The 17051-nt window shown below is 52.8% G+C and carries 20 protein-coding genes; 10 read left to right on the top strand and 10 right to left on the bottom strand.

Annotated features, from left to right (window positions below; all coding sequences use genetic code 11):
• The first annotated feature begins 2 nt into the window (after positions 1 to 2).
• The gene (locus WC891_02740; GenBank protein ID MFA5866863.1) at positions 3 to 608 is read left to right on the top strand and encodes a hypothetical protein; all 606 of its coding nucleotides are present in this window, start codon (positions 3 to 5) and stop codon (positions 606 to 608) included.
• 61 nt (positions 609 to 669) lie between these two features.
• On the opposite strand, the gene WC891_02735 is transcribed toward WC891_02740, so the two are convergent.
• A complete protein-coding gene (locus tag WC891_02735; protein MFA5866862.1) occupies positions 670 to 1437 on the bottom strand; it encodes a ZIP family zinc transporter in 768 nt (255 codons plus the stop codon).
• Between the two features lie 113 nt (positions 1438 to 1550).
• On the opposite strand from WC891_02735, the gene WC891_02730 reads away from it, so the two are divergent.
• A complete protein-coding gene (locus tag WC891_02730; protein ID MFA5866861.1) occupies positions 1551 to 2258 on the top strand; it encodes a SprT family zinc-dependent metalloprotease in 708 nt (235 codons plus the stop codon).
• A 3-nt stretch (positions 2259 to 2261) separates the two neighbouring features.
• Here the strand turns inward: WC891_02730 and WC891_02725 are convergent, their stop codons facing one another.
• Positions 2262 to 2813, bottom strand: coding sequence for a permease prefix domain 1-containing protein (locus WC891_02725; protein ID MFA5866860.1), 552 nt, complete (start codon positions 2811 to 2813; stop codon positions 2262 to 2264).
• On the bottom strand, positions 2810 to 3133 hold the full coding sequence (locus WC891_02720) for a helix-turn-helix transcriptional regulator (GenBank protein ID MFA5866859.1): 324 nt from the start codon (positions 3131 to 3133) through the stop codon (positions 2810 to 2812). The genes WC891_02725 and WC891_02720 overlap by 4 nt, the downstream gene beginning before the upstream one ends.
• Positions 3134 to 3294: 161 nt before the next feature.
• On the opposite strand from WC891_02720, the gene WC891_02715 reads away from it, so the two are divergent.
• Both WC891_02715 and WC891_02710 read left to right on the top strand, forming a co-directional pair.
• A complete protein-coding gene (locus tag WC891_02715) occupies positions 3295 to 4344 on the top strand; it encodes a hypothetical protein (GenBank protein MFA5866858.1) in 1050 nt (349 codons plus the stop codon).
• 57 nt (positions 4345 to 4401) lie between these two features.
• Positions 4402 to 5283, top strand: a complete 882-nt coding sequence (locus WC891_02710) for a cytochrome c3 family protein (protein ID MFA5866857.1) — start codon at positions 4402 to 4404, stop codon at positions 5281 to 5283.
• Positions 5284 to 5351: 68 nt separating this feature from the next.
• Here WC891_02710 and WC891_02705 read toward each other — a convergent pair whose 3' ends face one another.
• From WC891_02705 to WC891_02690, 4 genes are all read right to left on the bottom strand, one after another.
• Positions 5352 to 6266, bottom strand: coding sequence for a TRC40/GET3/ArsA family transport-energizing ATPase (locus tag WC891_02705; GenBank protein MFA5866856.1), 915 nt, complete (start codon positions 6264 to 6266; stop codon positions 5352 to 5354).
• Entirely contained in the window at positions 6259 to 6627 is a 369-nt protein-coding gene (locus WC891_02700) for a hypothetical protein (protein ID MFA5866855.1), read from the bottom strand. The genes WC891_02705 and WC891_02700 overlap by 8 nt, the downstream gene beginning before the upstream one ends.
• A gap of 64 nt (positions 6628 to 6691) precedes the next feature.
• Positions 6692 to 7159 (bottom strand): MarR family winged helix-turn-helix transcriptional regulator, encoded by a 468-nt coding sequence (locus WC891_02695; GenBank protein ID MFA5866854.1) that lies wholly within the window; start codon positions 7157 to 7159, stop codon positions 6692 to 6694.
• 136 nt (positions 7160 to 7295) lie between these two features.
• Positions 7296 to 7844 carry a nitroreductase family protein gene (locus tag WC891_02690; GenBank protein MFA5866853.1) on the bottom strand — a complete coding sequence of 183 codons (549 nt, stop codon included), beginning with the start codon at positions 7842 to 7844 and terminating at the stop codon, positions 7296 to 7298.
• Positions 7845 to 7961: 117 nt separating this feature from the next.
• On the opposite strand from WC891_02690, the gene WC891_02685 reads away from it, so the two are divergent.
• On the top strand, positions 7962 to 9551 hold the full coding sequence (locus WC891_02685) for a sensor domain-containing diguanylate cyclase (protein MFA5866852.1): 1590 nt from the start codon (positions 7962 to 7964) through the stop codon (positions 9549 to 9551).
• Here the strand turns inward: WC891_02685 and WC891_02680 are convergent, their stop codons facing one another.
• Positions 9552 to 9965, bottom strand: a complete 414-nt coding sequence (locus tag WC891_02680; protein ID MFA5866851.1) for a protease inhibitor I42 family protein — start codon at positions 9963 to 9965, stop codon at positions 9552 to 9554.
• A 135-nt stretch (positions 9966 to 10100) separates the two neighbouring features.
• Here WC891_02680 and WC891_02675 point away from each other — a divergent pair, with 135 nt between their 5' ends.
• From WC891_02675 to WC891_02655, 5 genes are all read left to right on the top strand, one after another.
• Positions 10101 to 11027, top strand: coding sequence for a phosphatase PAP2 family protein (locus WC891_02675; GenBank protein MFA5866850.1), 927 nt, complete (start codon positions 10101 to 10103; stop codon positions 11025 to 11027).
• A complete protein-coding gene (locus WC891_02670; GenBank protein ID MFA5866849.1) occupies positions 11020 to 11760 on the top strand; it encodes a hypothetical protein in 741 nt (246 codons plus the stop codon). The genes WC891_02675 and WC891_02670 overlap by 8 nt, the downstream gene beginning before the upstream one ends.
• An 84-nt stretch (positions 11761 to 11844) precedes the next feature.
• Positions 11845 to 12864 carry an MtaA/CmuA family methyltransferase gene (locus tag WC891_02665; protein ID MFA5866848.1) on the top strand — a complete coding sequence of 340 codons (1020 nt, stop codon included), beginning with the start codon at positions 11845 to 11847 and terminating at the stop codon, positions 12862 to 12864.
• Positions 12857 to 13732 carry a uroporphyrinogen decarboxylase family protein gene (locus WC891_02660; protein ID MFA5866847.1) on the top strand — a complete coding sequence of 292 codons (876 nt, stop codon included), beginning with the start codon at positions 12857 to 12859 and terminating at the stop codon, positions 13730 to 13732. Before WC891_02665 ends, WC891_02660 begins: the two co-directional genes overlap by 8 nt.
• Positions 13716 to 15296: an ASKHA domain-containing protein gene (locus WC891_02655; protein MFA5866846.1), complete on the top strand. Its 1581-nt coding sequence runs from the start codon at positions 13716 to 13718 to the stop codon at positions 15294 to 15296. Before WC891_02660 ends, WC891_02655 begins: the two co-directional genes overlap by 17 nt.
• A 9-nt stretch (positions 15297 to 15305) precedes the next feature.
• Here the strand turns inward: WC891_02655 and WC891_02650 are convergent, their stop codons facing one another.
• The gene (locus WC891_02650) at positions 15306 to 16364 is read right to left on the bottom strand and encodes a uroporphyrinogen decarboxylase family protein (GenBank protein ID MFA5866845.1); all 1059 of its coding nucleotides are present in this window, start codon (positions 16362 to 16364) and stop codon (positions 15306 to 15308) included.
• Positions 16361 to 17020, bottom strand: coding sequence for a corrinoid protein (locus WC891_02645; protein MFA5866844.1), 660 nt, complete (start codon positions 17018 to 17020; stop codon positions 16361 to 16363). Before WC891_02645 ends, WC891_02650 begins: the two co-directional genes overlap by 4 nt.
• Between the last annotated feature and the right edge of the window lie 31 nt (positions 17021 to 17051).

Below are 17051 nucleotides of genomic sequence, written 5' to 3'. Positions count from 1 at the left end.
TTATGGGCGGAACGTGGCGGAAGGTAGCGGTCGGGGCGGTAGTCGTAGCGTTGCTGGCATTCTTTATGCTGGCCTGTGGCGGATCGGTTAAGACATACGAAACGGACAAGGCCAACAAGTCGATTGACCTGGCCAATTCTTTCCTCGACGACTACAATAATCTTCAGGCAGAGATCAATAAGAGTTGGGATCGCGTCGACGCGATGCCGGCCGACATACCCGGCATGCAACAGAGAAAGACGGTTTTGTTGGAGATCCAAAAGCAGATTGTGGAACAAGCCTCGCTTCTCGACAAAATGATTACCGAGTATGAAAACGCCAGAAAGTTATACATTTCGGCGGATATGAAGACATATTTCCAGATGCTGATCGACCATACGAAGAAGCAGAAGGAAGTAAACGCGATCTTCCAGACGGGTACGGCCAACAGGATTAAGCTGGCTGACGATATTATCGCCGGCGGGGATGCCCTAGCCCTCGCGACCGCATCCGACGCCGAGGTTGACGCGCTCAACAAACAAGCGGAGAAGCTACAAGCGGACGCGAAGGCGTTAAAAGACAAGGCCGATAAGTTTCACGTGGACAAGAACTTAAGCGGCAATCAATAGTCAAAGGGATACACATCGAAGCAGTAGCTAACAGCGCCGGCAAAAATCCGGCGCTGTTGGTTTATCCGGCCAAACGGGAAACCACGAAAGCTAACAGGAAACCCAGCACGGTTACCAGCGCGATAAGCCGCCCGCCCTCCTCAAAGGCCTCAGGCATCATAGTATCCGCCAGCATGGCAAGGATTGCGCCGGCGGCTACAGCCAAACCGGCGGCCAAAATGTCAGGGGTTGATGAGGCGAGAAACCGATAACCCAGCACAGCGCTGATCCCGGCCGTAATGACAACCGATGACCAGACACCCATTACATAAGCATGGGTTTTGCCGGCCTGCTTCATGCCGATGGCTCCGGAAATGCCCTCCGGCAAGTTACTTATAAACACGGCGACCAACATGATTAAGCCGAAACCTTGTCCCGCGGCCAGGCCGACGCCGATAGCTGCTGATTCAGGGATTCCATCCAGCATGGCGCCCAAGAAAATCGCTGAACCGGAAACAATCGGAGTGGCCGGTTTGCCGCTTTCTGCCTTAGCCATCATCTTCTTTCGATGGCTCCTTTTATGAATATGACCGTCGAACCTGTCAATCAGATAATCGCCGCCGACATAAAGAACGGCTCCCACGACAAAGCCGATGCTAGTGGAATCAAAACCACCTGACTCGTAGGCTTTGGCCATAAGGTCAAAGGTCAAGGCGGATATTAGGACGCCGGATCCGAAGGCCATGATAGCGCCGACAACTCGTTGCGGAATATTAGTATAGAGGCCGACAAAAGCGCCTAGGAGAAGCGCCGCGCCTCCGATTAATCCATATGTCGCCGCAGTCAACATGACCCAATTATGACATAAGAAGCAGCACGGTTCAGTATGGTATTCAGACGACCGCTAGCCCAAATAAGACATGCCTAGATAATCTAGGCATTCATCCGTGTTATCTTAGGACAATGGGTCTTAACGTTGAGGTGGTTCACTCCAAGCGTAAAAACAGCGTCGGATTTTCGGTTAAATGGCCGGACATTCTGATTGTTTCTGCACCGCGGAGCCTCATGAAAAACAAACTTGAAGAAATGGTCAACGACCGTCAAGACTGGGCGGAAAAGCGCCTTGCGAAACTGGCCACAGATTATTGTCGCCTCAAGTTGCCTAAATACTACGCCGGCGGAGAGCTTTTCCCATACCTTGGACAAAATTACTTGCTTACTGTAGTTGTCTCCGGGAGGAGCGCGCGGCCCAAGTGTGTTCTATCAGACCAGCGTTTCGTAGTCGAAATAAAACAATCCGATGATGAGGTTCAATCCGATCTAGTAAAGAAAGCTCTCGACAAATGGTATCGCCGGCAAGCTGAGGCAGAAATCGGCCAGGCGGTCGAGCGTTGGTCCCAAGTAATAGGCAAAGCTCCGTTATCTGTACGGATAAGGAACCAACGGTCACGATGGGGAAGCTGCTCGCGAAAGGGTTCGGTTAATTTTAACTGGCGGCTGGTTATGTTGCCGCCTGACATGCTAGATTACGTCGTTGTCCACGAGTTATACCATCTTAAACAGCCCGACCATTCACCAAGATTCTGGTCGCTCTTGGAGAAGACGGTGCCTGACTTCAAACAGAAGAGAAAGCGCCTTAGGGAATACTCGCCATATTTGGATTTTACCTAATGCCTATTTGACGGCCAGGTCGGCCAGTATAAACAGGAAGACCATTAAGCCGGCGGTCCAAATAAGAAGTCTGTCCGGCATAACTTTTGTCCTTATCCAGCGCACAATCGTTCCGCCGAAAAGGACCAGCATCGGGATGGCAAACGCCACCATAAACAACGGCGTCGAGTCCGCGTCGTGCCAAGCGGTCGGGCTTGGCGGTAGTTTTGTCAACTGGTATACACCGGAGCCGCCCCAAATCACAAAAACCAAGGCCGCCAGTGTAGCCAGAACCATGCCGGTCCCAACCGCGGGTTTGCTGTAAATGACTCTGCCTATGGTTGACATCAAATACACCTCCGAGTAGGTTTGTTTTAGCTGCCGGCGGATCTTATCCGGTTGGCCAAAATCTCTAAGCGCTTGCTCGACCGCGCAATCTTCAGAAAGACCTTCTTCCCTATACTGATCGATGGACTCTTTAAAGTGCGATGAAAGTTCTAGCCGAAGGGATTCCTCTGCTTGTGGCTCTATACCCAACCCTTTGACAATTTGGTCGATTCGTTCATTGATCCTCATGGTGTGCTCCCGATCAAGCTATCGAGGGCTGATGAAAACCGACGCCACCGCGAAATGCTTCTCTCCAGGACTTTCTCGCCATCGGCGGTCAACTCATAATATTTTCGGGCTCTTTGGTGTTCTACTCTCCGCCATTTGCCTGTCACCAGACCCTGCCGCTCAAGATTATGGAGCAGTGGATAGACAGTCCCTTCATTCATCTGCATAATATCCATGTGCCGGTCATTCATTTGTTTGACTATCTGGTAACCGTACATAGACTCCATCCGCAACAACGCTAGAATTATTGTCGTCGTGTTCCCCTTAGTAAGCTCAGTCATTGCTGCTCCAATCTTCATACCTAGGGTATCTAGGTATGAAGATTATCACGCGTATCCGGGGATGTCAAATCTTGACTATTTCTGCTGGTAAACATAATCTCTACATATATGGAAATCTGACCGCAAGATATATATTAAACTCTGACTAAAAAAGGATAAAGATGACAAAAAAAGACAAACTTATGGCTGCAACAATCATAATGTTTCTATTGCTTGGCGCGTCTGCCCTGGCGCATCAGCCGATCATAGAGAGTCCAGCCGACGAAGAGGCGACCGAAGAGTTTGGAATGGCCATTAAAATCGACGACGCGACGATTGACAGCCAGGCTGTTTACGGCGCGATTACCGTTCCCGGACAAACGGACATCTACTATTTCAAAGTAGGCAAGGACGCCGTAATTCCGGTCGAGGCGCTTGTCCCCGTGCGTCACTCGAACGAGAGGTTTGCGCCTGCGGTCATAGTGGTTGGCAAGAACATTATCGGACACGCGAAGAAATCGCCGGTCCCACTACCTAAAAGTATGGGATCTAAATTGATTTCACCGCCGACAACCCGTAACGCTATTTTCGAACCTTTCAGCGGGGAGCTACTATACTCGGGCAATCCTGTAAAAATCAACGCCAAGAAAGGCAACACCTACTATTTTATCGTTTACGACCCCAAAGACTATACGGGCGACTATTCATTGGCTATCGGAGACCGGGAAAGCTTCCCAGCCGCAAGTATACCCAGTGTTCTTAGCAGGACATTCTTGATCAAAATGAGGCTAGTAGGCGGCTGGAGTATACCGTGGCTGGACTTACTGGCGCTGTTCGCGATGATAGGCGGAATAGTCTGCGCGTTGGGTTCGGTCATGGTTGTCAGCCTGGAAGCCTGGCGCGGCAGAAAGTCCGAGGAGTGGGCAAACGCTGCCATGATGACCATTAAAGCGACAGCGTCCGTAATGTGGCTTGGCTTCCTGATCGCGACGCTTGGGGCGTTGGTGTTATACAGGGATAGCGCGTTTACGGGCGTAGGCTTCCTCCAGTTCATTATCGCCATAATTATCGCGATTAACAGCGCCTATATGTGGTTTGTCATCAGACCAAGGATGGATACACATGGCGCTAGACCTTTCCGGCTTCCGCTTGCCGTCAGCCTGATAATATCTTACGTAAGTTGGTGGATGGAGACATTCCTGCTGGTCTGGTATTTATTGGTCACCAGATAGACCTACAGTCAATGCTGGATTGCCGGTTGGGAACTGTTTCCGTGATATAATTTTCACGTGATAGAACCAGAGAACCCCATCAACGAAGCACAGCCGCCAGACGACCGCGGCCATCCTCGTATGAGGCGCGTCGTCAGGATTACCAGTCGGATTGGCCTCGTAGTCCTGGTTGTCTTTGCCGTTGTAATCCTACCCAGCCTGGTCGCTTTCTCGCCAGGATTCTGCCGAACTTGTCACCCCGACCAATATGATAAATGGTTGCAGGCGACTCATAAGAAGGTCACCTGTACTGACTGTCATATCCAAAGAGACACCTGGCAAGCGCTAAAAGCAAGAATCGGAATCATGGATAAGTTGATCATCAAGGTAGGTCTAAGCCGCGGCAATCGGAACATCACGGGGTTTGACGCTAAGCCTATGGATAAGGACTGTGATGTCTGCCACAAGCTAAAGCGGGATATCACACCGGCCGGCGATCTGGTTATTCCTCACGCCTCCCATACGAAGCTGCGTAAATTGATGTGCGTCGACTGTCACGCGCAACTTGTGCATAGCGCGAAGGCAAAACTGGGCAACAAACCTGACATGGTCGGCTGCTACAAATGTCATGATGGTGTCACAGCGCCTAACCAGTGCAGCGCTTGTCATACAGAGAAAGCCCTGCCGCAAGATCATCGGGCCGCTGACTGGCTGCAAACTCACAATGACGTGCAGGCCCAGAATCCGGAATACTGTCAGGACTGTCACGGCTGGGTTACCGACTACTGCAACGAGTGCCACAAGGTAAAGCCGAGAAGCCACGATAAGACCTGGTCGACCAACCATCAGGGATTAATAACCACGGATCGCAAAGAAGGATGCGCTAAGTGCCATGGCGCGGAGCGCTGCCAGTCCTGTCACACGAAAACCAAGAAAGTCGTCCGTCCCAAGACATATTAGGCTGTCTCTCCTGCAAATTCCGCTCAAGAAAGGTTTTCCCCATAATACAATGACTCGCAAGCGGCCTGTCAATATAGTATCTCTCCGACCTGGCGTAATGTAGATATGTCAGACACATCGCGGTCCAGCAGAGGCAGACTTACCCGGGTGAGTTCAGCGAAGCGTGTTTCAATCTCATCGAGGTAGCGAGCCTGTAAGTTTGCCCGCGCCGCCAGGAACCGGTTGCCCTCAATAACTTCAGGCAGAATACACTGGTTCACCACCAGTGCCTGAACCGGTATGCCAAGGTGGTCCAGGCCGCTAATGGCGCTCTCTGTTTCCTCGATCGGCAGCCTTTCCGGCAGCAGAACCAGGCTGAATGAAGTGGACGTGCGATCGCGCAAAACGCTTAGGGCGTTTTCATATCGTTGCTTGTCTTGCTCCAGGCCTTCGAATGAATTACCGTCCATATTCATTACTTCAGCCAGCTTCTTACCCTCCTGGATCTGTTTCTGTAAGAAACCTGCCCAGTCGAACGGCATGGCGAGCTCTCGTAATGTCTTGCCGGTGGGAGCAGTGTCAAAGATTATCACATCGCTGTCCGGCTCCTCCAAAAAGGTAACGAACTGGTCGAAGGTCGCCATCTCTTCAGCGCATGGAGTGCTGACGACATCGCCGCCAAAGGTGCCCAGCATTTGCCCCACCACGCTGTTTAGGCGCTGCTGAAAAACGCCTTTAGCGTCCTTGGGGTTGATATTCAGCCCACAAAGGTTGGGCACATGGCGGACGGGTACTCGGGCTTCACCGCCGATCTTCTGACTAAACATAGCCGACAGACTTACCGTGGGATCGGTTGAGACAATTGTTGTTCTGTAGTCATGGTCTGCAAACCACACGGCGGTCGCGGTGGCCAAGGTTGTCTTGCCGACACCGCCTTTGCCGCCAAAGAAAAGGTACTTTGTTGATTCGTTGGGCAACATAAGATTCTTAAAATCATTATTCATTTGACTGTTCCTCCTTGATAGGTGTTTTCTCTGCACTCCCAAGAAGCGCCTTTTTCATCTCTTCTAAGCTGGGGACCCCATAAGAGACGACTTCTCCGTTGATCAGAATGGCCGGTATCGGCATGCGTCCATTATTGGCTTCACTCATCAGCTGAGCCGTCACTTTCATGGGCACACCGCCAAACATAGCATTACTCGCCGGAACTACACGTACGAGAGCCGCCACACCTGTTTCAGAGACTGCCTGCTCAACAATGCGTTGCGCCGCTTCATCGAACGGAGCCATGCCCGGAATACAACAGCTGCCGGAGACGATAACCACTCCTACCTTTGATTTTTTCCTATTCAACCCTCGTATCATTTCTATGTCCTCCTTTCATTGTGTTCTACAGTTATTGTAACTGCGAAGTATTAAGGCAAAATTTTTATCGCCAACACTGCTTTTTACAAATTGCTTCAACCGCTGATACTAGCTTCCTTAAACTAGCCAAGATCGTCTTCCTGTCCTCTTTCCCAAGACCTCCCAGGCCCTGGGCAAAAAGCTCATTAAGTGACTTCTCCAGAGCGGTTCTTTTTGTTCTTCCGTCTTGCGTGAGACTGACACGGACTACTCTGCGATCGTTGGCGTCGACGTCCCTTCTTACCAGATCCTTGCTGACCAATTGATCGACCACTCGAGTCATCGTGCTTTCGGCCAAGCCCATCAACTCGCTTAGTTCTTTCATAGTCAGGTCGCCTTCTTCCTGAAAGAAAAGCAGTGATGAACCTTGTGACGCAGTTACCCCGAGGCGCTTTACACATCCGTGATCACACTTCTCATAGGTTCTGATCAGTGTCTGTACAAGCCTCTGTAGCTCTGACGTAAAAAGGGAAAGTTCAACCGTCTTAGCCATCTGGAAATCTCCTCTGATATAATTTCTCTTATACAACAATTGTAAGAGCAAACTATAGTTATGTCAAGCGTGCGTAAGTCTTGCGGCAATCATGTTCCTGAAGAACGCCTCGTCGGTCACCTTCGGTAACAATCATCTACCAGTTTTCGTAATGAAGGATTTCCGCCAGCGGTTTCCGGCGCTTGCTGCCAACGGCGGTTTTCGTCAAACGTTCCCGAACGCTCATATTGTCGGCGGGATAGCCGAGCGGCGTTAAGCCTACTATCTTCATGTTCTTAGGGATATCTAGCGCGCCAATAAGCTTGGGCTCGTCGAACACCCCTATCCAGCACGTGCCCAAGCCGAGTTCGGTCGCTCCTAGGACAAGGTGCTGCATGGCGATAGCCACATCGACGGCATAATAGGGAACACCGCCCCGCTGGCCGCTTCTGGCGGGATCGCCGCAAGCGACTATTAGGACAGGCGCTTTCTTAAGCCAGGAATTGCCGAGAACCATGCCGTCGGATACAAGTTCAGCGATTCTCTCCTTGTCCCGAATGACGATAAAATGCCAGCACTGCTGGTTTTTCCAACTGGGGGCCAAACGGGCGCATTCAACGACTTGTTTGATTATCTTCTCAGAAACCTCTTTGTCGCTAAACGTGCGGACGCTGCGTCTGGCTTGAACGAGTTCGGTAAAGTCCATGCGAATATAGTATCACAGACCGAATTGGCAGATGAAGCCATAACTTATTATGTGCCATACTTCACAATATCAATTGCATGTGTTACAATATTTGGCAGTTTCCCAAGAGGCGCTTATATGACAGAAAATCAAACAAACCGAACCCCGGTCATCTCAGACAAACTAAGCCGCGAGATATTTATCGCCGGCTCTGTTGTATCCCTAGCTGTTTTCTTATCAACTTTTGTTCCTCGGGGTGTTCCAGTTAACCGTCTGGCTGTCGGTCTTTTAATCGTTGTCGCCATTTTAGCTTTCGCCGCCTTATGCAAAGTCTCCGAACGATTTCGGTCGTCTCCTTGGACACTGGTTTGGTGCGCGGCAGCGACGGTTTGGGTTTCCCTGCTGGTCGTTTTTACCGGTGGACCGAGAAGTGACTTCTTTCCGCTGTTTTTCCTCTTGTTGATTTTGGCCGGCGCGACTGCCGAAAAGGGCCGGCACGTTGCCGCCATAGCCACCCTGGTCTGTCTAGGGTATGTCTCTCACACGGTGTTCTACGGAGAAATGCGCGATAGTTTCAGAGACTTTTTAATAATCCGGGTTCCAGTTTATTTCACCGCGGCTTACACAACGTACTACCTGGTTTCAGCCAGAGTCCGAATCAGCGAGGAAAAGAACCGGCTTATCGAATTAACCGGTATGCTCGATTCTAAAGCCAAGCAGATGGAGGCTCTTTTTAACGTTAGCAAGAAAATCGGTTCGAAACTGGAAGTAAAATCGGTCCTGCAAATAGCCGTTCACGACGCGGTTGAGTCTCTTGAAGTAACCGCGTCCACCGTCCACCTGTTCGGCGATACCACCGATCTTCTGATAGTCGCTTCCAGCAACGGGTTGTCTAAAAGGGCAGTAGAGTCCGTGAATGACCTAAGAGTTGGTGAGGGACCGGCCGGCTGGGTCGCCATGGCTGGAGAGCCGTTGCATGTTAGCAATACGGATGACGACGAACGTTGTCATGGTCTGCGGGGAACGCACATTAGTTCACTCTTGTCTGTGCCTATGACATCCGGCTTACGGACAATAGGCGTATTAACGGTGTACAGCACATCACCAAGGAGTTTCACGGACGATGATATCGGCTTTCTATCGGCGTTGGCTGGACAGGCGGCGGTGGCGGAGGAGACCGCCAAACTACACGAGCGCACTGAACAGTTAAGCCTTGTTGATGAATTAACCAGTCTTTATAACATTCGCAAACTGAAGATGGCCCTTCATGACGAGATTAAAAGGTCAAAACGGTTCGGTCACAAGTTCGCTTTCGTTATGTCCGACATAGACTATTTCAAGCATTATAACGATCGTTTCGGCCATCAAGAGGGGAACGAAGTCCTGCGCCTAGTGGCTCGCTCCATTATCAGCTCAAGTCGTAGCGTCGACATGGCTTTCCGGTATGGAGGGGAGGAGTTCAGCCTGATCCTTCCGGAAACCGAGAAACACGAAGCGCTGGAAGTGGCCGAACGCATTCGGAAAGCAGTAGAATCGCAAGCGATTGTTGGCGAGGAAAACCAGCCCAACGGCCGGATTACGTTATCGCTCGGGATTGCTTCGTATCCCGAAGACGCTTCTAACAGCGTCGAGCTGATAAAGCTGGCAGATAGGGCGCTTTACGAGGCGAAACACTCCGGTCGGAACCGGGTGGCAGCCTCATTAAAATCGGCTGTAGAAGCGAACTGATTATTCCGTTACGGTAACCTTTAAAGTAATAGTCCTGTCAGGCGGCGCGTTGGGCTCCCAGGGACGGATGTATTCAAGTTTGATCGTCGCCTCTCCGGCTCTGGCGCCCTCAAAAGTCCAATGATCCGTACCGCCCGCGCCGACAGTTCCGGTATTCGGTTCTTGGTATTCATTCTTTATCTTCTTGACGGTTTCTTCTGTTGTCGGCTCGACCAGGCGCCATTCAAAACCGGTCGTGGCGTTGGACTCAAGCACAAGATCGAATTGCTCGCCAACTGCGATTTTGACGCCTTTGGCGGCGTCAGCTTCCAGAACTTCGGTGGTCTCCGCGCTGCCGGAGCAGCCTACCGCAAGCGACATCAAAGCCACGAGCAGGGCGAGTGTTACTAATGTTACAGACTTTCTCAGACCCATTGCTACCTCCCAATATGCGCTCTCACATATGTTACAAGGACGCGACTTGCTTACAGCATATACTATCAGCTTACCCCAGGCAATAAACATTTTGCGATTTGCCAAAACCTTCAATAAAACCTAGAATAAAGTGCCATGAGCAATCCGGTCCTTCAAGGCGGCGTAGACATCATAATCGCTGTCCAGCAAATCCATGGTCCCATCCTCGACGCTTTCTTCAGGGCGATAACCTCCCTGGGGGACGCGACCGTGTACGTTATCGCGCTGCCGTTCTTTTTTTGGTGCGTGGACGTAGGCTTGGGAGCCCACGCCGGCTTGCTTTTCTTGTCCACCAGCTATGTTGCCAACGGTCTTAAAGACCTTTTCCGGCAGCCTCGTCCCTACCATTTTGATTTCTCGGTTAAACTGGACGACGCCTCCGGTTACGGCTTGCCGAGCTTTCATACCATGGAGGCGACAATCATGTGGGGCATGTTCGCTATGTGGTACAAAAAGAAATGGTTATGGGTGGTCGCCTTGGCCATGATGGCCCTGATCGGCTTCTCCAGGATCTATCTCGGCGTTCATTTTCCGACCGACGTTCTGGCCGGATTCATCCTTGGAGTGCTTGCCTTGTGGCTATACGCGTCGGGCGGTGCTGCTCTTGAAAAGTGGCTGAAGGAACTGGATTTCCATTGGCAGGTTATTTTGTCCTTGATTGTACCGGCGGTTTTGGCAATCAGTCATCCAACCAGCGACGTTATACTTATTATGTCGGTGCTGTCGGGTTTTTGCCTGGGGCTTGCCCTCTTGAACAGGTATGTGTCGTTCAGCGCCGGCGGTCCGGTTTGGCAAAAAGCCTTGCGTTTCGCGGCGGGAGACATTGTTGTGGCCGTCTTATATGTGGTCCCGCGCATATTTGCCGGGAGCGGACTGGCGGGGCGAATGAACTTGGCGGCTTTTTCCGACCCGCTGCATTATATGAATTATGTCGCGATCGGTTTGTGGATTACTTTTGGCGGACCCTGGATGTTCCGCAAACTCGGCTTGGCGTCCGGTCTTGAGGAGGCGGCAAATGCTTAAGAAAAAGAGGATGATTGTTTTGGCCGTATCTTTGATTGCGGCCTCTATGGTGATCTACGGTTTTCATTTTCTTGTTTTTCGCGATTTTCACCACATCATTATCTATGCCTTAGGCGATCTGGCCTTTCTGCCAATCGAAGTACTGCTGGTAACGTTGGTTATCGATCGGTTATTAGAGGCGAGCGAGAAACGCGCCATGCTCAACAAGCTCAACATGGTCATCGGGGCGTTTTTCAGCGAAGTAGGCACGGATTTTATGAGACTGGTTTTCAGCCTGGACGCGGAATTCGAAAAGAACCGCCGCCATTTTCTGGTTACGCCGGATTGGACGGACAAGATGTTCGACGCGACCAGACACAGCGTCGCGAATTATGAATACAAGATCAGGGTGACCGACCCGGACCTGCCGGACCTAAAGGAATTCATGGTTGGCAAACGGGAGTTTATGCTGCGGCTTCTGGAAAACCCGAACCTGCTGGAGCACGAGGATTTTAGTAACGTTTTGTGGTCTGTCTTCCACCTGACGGAGGAGTTGGAGGCGAGAGCCGACGTAACAGAACTGTCAACGGCCGACTACAATCATATAGCGACGGATACCAAGCGGGCCTATGTCGCCGTTTTAGCGGCCTGGGTGGACTATATGAAGCACTTGAAAAGGTCGTATCCGTATCTTTTCGCCATGGCTGTCCGCACAAATCCCTTCGATCCGAACGCCACAGCTGAAATTACATAGCGGCCACCGTTTGCCCTCCCCCAAAAAAGTCTTATATCAGATATAATAATAATTAATAGTCTGCAAAACCATGGGGAGACGAAGATGACGACTGAGAAAGAGCGGTTATTAGCAGTCTTGGCCGGCAGACCGGTCGATAGGCCGCCCGTCGTAATGCCCGGCGGGATGATGAATGCCGCAGTCGTTGAGGTTATGGAGACGGCCGGGTATGGCTGGCCGGATGCCCATACAAATCCGGGGTTGATGGCAAAACTAGCCGTCGCGACCCGAGAACTGACGGATATTGAAAACGTCGGGCTTCCTTTCTGCATGACGATTGAAGCGGAGGCTCTTGGCGGCGGCGTGGACTACGGTTCGGCATCGGTTGAGCCGCACATGACTGTGTACGCGGACGAAATCAAGTCGGCGGCGGTAGAAGCCTTTGACCCGGAAAAAACCGGAAGGATGCCGGTCGTGCTGGATGCCATCACCGCATTGAAGCCGGCGATTAACGATACACCCATAATCGGCAATGTCGTGGGACCGATGAGCTTGGTTGCCTCGGTGCTAGATCCGTTGTCCGTCTACAGAATGGTGCGCAAAGACCCGGAAGGCCTAAACAGCTTGCTGGATGTCGCCTTAAGCTGCTGCGTTTCATTTGCCGTCGGCCAAACTGAGCGCGGCGCGGACGTTATCGCTATTGCCGACCCGTCGGCGACAGGCGACATACTTGGCAAAGCGGCTTTTAGGGAATTTGTAGCGCCGTCGCTGCGGGAACTTGTCGCATCTATCAAGCACGCCGGGGCCAAGACGATCGTCCATATCTGCGGCGATATCACGCCGGTTTTGCCTGAGATTGCTTCGATTGGAGCAAACGCGGTAAGTTTTGATTCCGGTGTCAATATTTCCACGGTCCGTGACGCCTTGGCGGATATCCCCCTGATGGGAAACATCAGCACGCTGCTCCTGCATAAGGGCTCGCCGCGAGAAATAACCGCGGCCGTAAAATACGTTCTGGCTGCCCGGATAGATATCCTTGCCCCGGCTTGCGGTTTGAGTACACGCACGCCGTTATCCAACATTCTAGCCATGACCCGTGCGGCTAAGGAGAAATCGTTTGAATAAGATAACGCGCGTCGAGCGGGTATTGGACGGCCGTTCGACGGACGGGCCGGCCCGTGGAGAATTATTTATCTGGTCTGAATTTGTCGGCAAATTCTCGGGCGGCGATGGAACGGATCCGAATGAGTTGCACCGACTTCTTGACCGGCTAGGCGCCGATATTGTCGTCGCTGAGGCAGAGGGCGGGACGGTGGACTATTGGCGCAAGGAGAGCGACTTGTTTGTACTGGCGCTGATTTCCGGACCTTTATGGGCAATTATCGAAAACTTAGGATGGGAGGAATTCTGCCGCTTGGCTATTCGCAACCCGGACAGCGCCCGCGCTCAGGCAAAGCTGGCCATGAATCGCCATATTGAACAGGCGAGCCGTTGTTTGGAGGCCGGCGCCCACGGAATCTTGATTCTCGATGATTTGGCCGGTGACGATGGCCCTTTGATTTCACCCGGGGCGATGCGGCAGACGATAATACCTGTTCTATCGGAGTCGGTTGACGAACTGCGGCGCCTCGGCCGGCCGGTTGTTTTCCATTCGGACGGCAACACAACGACGCTATTCAAAGATCTTTTTCGCATCGGATTTTCGGCTTATCATTTCCAACCGGTCAAGCGGATGGATATGGCCGGTATGCGCGCGGCGGCGGAAGAAGGGTTGGCGCTGTGGGGCGGGCTGGATTTAACAGATGTGTCCGGCTGGAAATCACCCGAGGAAATTGCCGCGGAGACGGCGGCGCTTATTCGGGATAACGCGTCCAACCGGTATATTTTCGGGTCGACGACCGGTCTGTATCCGGAGGTTCCGCTGGAACCGGTCTTGGCCGCATATGACGCTGCCGCCGCGGTCGTGGGAGAACGGCATGGACGAGAACAATAAACGCAGCGTAAGCTTCCTTGGCACGCGGCACGTGCTGGATATCGGCGAGGATATTACTGTTTTGGAGGCCGCGCGGTTGGCCGGCGTGTTTTTCGACAGCCCCTGCAGCGGGAACGGAACGTGCGGAAAATGCAAGGCAATCATCCAAGGGCCGGTATCGCCGGCGGACGACACCGAAAAAGAACTGCTATCCCCGGCGGAAATCGATCAGGGTGTGCGACTGGCTTGCCGGACTTTGATTCAAGGAAATATAACTGTGGCGGTTCCCAGCGAAGGCCACCGCACCGCCGAGCCCGTTCCGGAGAAAATCGACATTAAGTCAGAGGCCGGCAGCTTCGGCGCAGCCTTGGATTTGGGTACGACCAATATGGCTGTGTCGTTGGTCAATCTGCATAGCGGCCATGAAGTCGCAATTACAGGTTGCTTGAACCCGCAGGTCGCATACGGACATGATGTTCTAACGCGCGTACACTACGCTTCGCGCACCGCCGGAGGGACCGAACAAATGCAGCGCGCGGCGGTCGAAGCAGTCAACAAAACGATCGGGGACCTTTGCGGGCGGAATGGGATTTCGAAGGCGGACATACGTGAAGTCACGGTGGCCGCTAATACGTGTATGCTGCATATTTTCGCCGGTGTTGATCCGTATCCGTTAGGCCGCGCGCCTTACCGGTCCGTATTCAACGAAGGCCGTACTATCGGCTCAGCCGGTATCGGCTTAGACATTGCTCCGGAAGGCGACGTCTACCTTCTGCCGTCGATATCGCCTTTTGTCGGGTCGGATATTTCGGCCGGTCTGGCGGCGACGGAGTTTTATCGAAAGACAGGTCCGGCCCTGTTTGCCGACCTTGGGACGAACGGAGAGATGGCGGTTATCGCCGACGGCCGGATAGCGGTTTGCTCGACGGCTGCCGGCCCGGCCTTCGAGGGCATGAATATCTCCTGCGGCTGCAGAGCGGAGCCGGGGGCGATCGACAGGGTCTCACTCGGCCACGACGGGCGCATCCAGATCCATACTGTGGATGGAAAACCGGCGTCCGGAATCTGCGGAACCGGTTTGATCGATCTGACCGCGGCTCTCTTATCGGCCGGGGCTATCGAAGCGAGCGGGCGATTAAGCGGAGCGCTTGCCAATGGTGAAGGAAAAACGCGGCGTTATATTGCTGCTGGAGATTCTCCCGACAGCCGCGAGATCGCTTTAACCCAGAGTGATATCCGCCAGGTCCAACTGGCTAAGGCCGCAGTGGTAACGGGAATCGGTCTTTTGCTGGACAGCCTGGGATTGCGTGACAGCGACTTGACCGAGGTTTATATCGCGGGCGCTTTCGGGTACCATCTTAATCCGTCCAGTTTGGCACGCATCGGGGTGCTGTCAAAAACAATGTCCGAGAGGTTCACATTTGTCGGGAATTCCTCGCTGGCGGGCGCTAAGCTCGCCTTGACGAGCAAGGAATTTCGCGGCGAGCTTGAAGAAATGAGAAGCCAAGTCGACACGGTCGACTTGGCTTCTCACCCAGAATTCGAACAGCGCTTTGTTAAGGCCATGACTTTTCCCGGCAAATAACCGGCGCGGTTAAAGGTTTATCGGGAAACTGCCGTATTTCCGCACCGCGTCCATAAAGGCGAAGACGTTCTCGGGCGGCGTGTTTATCGGCAGCTCGCATCCACTAGAGACGATGACGCTTTTGGGGCTGTCATATGATTTGCGGATGCAATCCTTGGTTTCCGCGTCCATCAGCTTCGGCGTACCCTGGTAAAAGACCTCTGCGGGCTTAACGTTCCCCATCAGCGTGACTTTGTCGCCGACCAGGTTCTTTGCATCTTCCATGTCGATGTCGTCAATGCTAAGGACGTCGGCGCCGGACTCGGCCATCGCGGAAATAACACGCTTTACCTTGCCGCATATATGCAAGACGCCCGGCAATCCGTGGGAGTGGATACGTTCGTATACGGGCTTCAGATAGGGCAGCGCGAATTCCCGGAAATGTTTTTCACTGATTAAACTGCCGGTAGCGATCGGCTCGACGGTGACTGGAACTCCGCCGGCCGCGACCAGCGCGTCGATGGCGTTTAAGACCGACTGCAGGGAGACCTGCAGAAGTTCGTGGACGAACTCGGGATCTCGATAGAGATCGCGGACGAAATCCTCCGTGCCGCGCAGAGCCGCAGCCGTTGTGAAGGGCGCGCCGACGATCGGCACCATAAAGACCTCGTCGCCGATTTCCTGGACACAACGCTCGGTCGCCTCGATATAGACGGGAAGCCGCCCGTCCTTCTTTGGATCGGCAGGTTTCAGCTTCTTTACGTCCTCTCGAGTTTCAACGGCCGCCTTGACAAATTGGGGCGCGTCGTCCTCGGGAAACTTCATGGTCGTGCCCATGGCTTCGGCCACGGTCGAGGTCGTGGAGAAGATGTATACGGCGTCGTGCCGGTATTTTTTGAAGGCGGCTACGGAGGCCGCGGCCATGGCTTTGCCGTTGTTGTTCACTTCGTTAATCTTTAATCCCGCAATGCGTGAGGCGTGGTTAGGCGTGAGGATGGGGCTGGCCAGCAGCCTGTCCATAGGTTGGCCGCCTAGAAACGCGCCGAAGCGTTCTTTCGGGGTCATTTTGTCGCACGGAATCGAGCTCATGCGGCAACAACTCCGGCAATCAATTCTTTAGCTTTCTTAAGAGCCGCAGAAGCGTTAGGCGCATATCCGTCGGCGCCGATTTGGTCGGCGAAGGATTGGGATATAGGGCCTCCTCCGATCATAACCAAGTAGTTATCGCGGATGCCTTTGCCTTTCAGCATATCGATGACTTGTTTCATTCCATCCATCGTTGTCGTCATTAGAGTCGACAGGCAGATGATTCGAGCGCCAATTTCTTCAGCCTTCTCAACGAAATTGTTCAACGGAACGTCGCGCCCGAGGTCGAAAACCTCCATGCCGCTGGTTTCCATCATCATCTTGACCAGGTTCTTCCCGATGTCATGAGTGTCGCCCTGCACGACGCCTATAACTACCTTGACCGGCTCGGACATCTCCTCGGTCTTTAAATGGGGCCGCAAGACATCGAGACCGGCATACATCGCGTCGGAACAAACCAACACCTCCGGAACGAAGTACTCTTCCTCTTCGTATTTCTGGTTTACCTCCTGCATTCCGACCGTCAAACCATCGATGATCGCCTCATAGGCGTCGATGTCGGCCGCGAGAGCCTCTTCCGCCGTCTTGATGACTCCCGCTTCGTCCATCTCGACAACGCCTTTGGCCAAATCCCTAAGTATTTCCTCTTTAGACCGCATTGTAGTCCTCCTAGTTAAAGCCATAAATTTA

This window comes from Actinomycetota bacterium, assembly GCA_041658625.1.
Classification (GTDB): domain Bacteria; phylum Actinomycetota; class JAHEXW01; order JAHEXW01; family JAHEXW01; genus JBAZZW01.
Note: the sequence above shows the minus strand (reverse complement) of the source record. Positions and strands in the feature narration are given on the sequence as shown.

Bases quoted from the DNA above. Each gene is read 5' to 3' on its own strand.
- WC891_02715 (MFA5866858.1), top strand. From the start codon at position 3,295: ATGACAAAAAAAGACAAACTTATGGCTGCAACAATCATAATGTTTCTA.
- WC891_02655 (MFA5866846.1), top strand. From the start codon at position 13,716: ATGGACGAGAACAATAAACGCAGCGTAAGCTTCCTTGGCACGCGGCAC.
- WC891_02650 (MFA5866845.1), bottom strand. From the start codon at position 16,364: ATGAGCTCGATTCCGTGCGACAAAATGACCCCGAAAGAACGCTTCGGC.
- WC891_02705 (MFA5866856.1), bottom strand. From the start codon at position 6,266: ATGAATAATGATTTTAAGAATCTTATGTTGCCCAACGAATCAACAAAG.
- WC891_02735 (MFA5866862.1), bottom strand. From the start codon at position 1,437: ATGTTGACTGCGGCGACATATGGATTAATCGGAGGCGCGGCGCTTCTC.
- WC891_02675 (MFA5866850.1), top strand. From the start codon at position 10,101: ATGAGCAATCCGGTCCTTCAAGGCGGCGTAGACATCATAATCGCTGTC.
- WC891_02670 (MFA5866849.1), top strand. From the start codon at position 11,020: ATGCTTAAGAAAAAGAGGATGATTGTTTTGGCCGTATCTTTGATTGCG.
- WC891_02730 (MFA5866861.1), top strand. From the start codon at position 1,551: ATGGGTCTTAACGTTGAGGTGGTTCACTCCAAGCGTAAAAACAGCGTC.
- WC891_02680 (MFA5866851.1), bottom strand. From the start codon at position 9,965: ATGGGTCTGAGAAAGTCTGTAACATTAGTAACACTCGCCCTGCTCGTG.
- WC891_02700 (MFA5866855.1), bottom strand. From the start codon at position 6,627: ATGATACGAGGGTTGAATAGGAAAAAATCAAAGGTAGGAGTGGTTATC.
- WC891_02685 (MFA5866852.1), top strand. From the start codon at position 7,962: ATGACAGAAAATCAAACAAACCGAACCCCGGTCATCTCAGACAAACTA.
- WC891_02665 (MFA5866848.1), top strand. From the start codon at position 11,845: ATGACGACTGAGAAAGAGCGGTTATTAGCAGTCTTGGCCGGCAGACCG.
- WC891_02695 (MFA5866854.1), bottom strand. From the start codon at position 7,159: ATGGCTAAGACGGTTGAACTTTCCCTTTTTACGTCAGAGCTACAGAGG.
- WC891_02740 (MFA5866863.1), top strand. From the start codon at position 3: ATGGGCGGAACGTGGCGGAAGGTAGCGGTCGGGGCGGTAGTCGTAGCG.
- WC891_02725 (MFA5866860.1), bottom strand. From the start codon at position 2,813: ATGAGGATCAATGAACGAATCGACCAAATTGTCAAAGGGTTGGGTATA.
- WC891_02690 (MFA5866853.1), bottom strand. From the start codon at position 7,844: ATGGACTTTACCGAACTCGTTCAAGCCAGACGCAGCGTCCGCACGTTT.
- WC891_02720 (MFA5866859.1), bottom strand. From the start codon at position 3,133: ATGACTGAGCTTACTAAGGGGAACACGACGACAATAATTCTAGCGTTG.
- WC891_02645 (MFA5866844.1), bottom strand. From the start codon at position 17,020: ATGCGGTCTAAAGAGGAAATACTTAGGGATTTGGCCAAAGGCGTTGTC.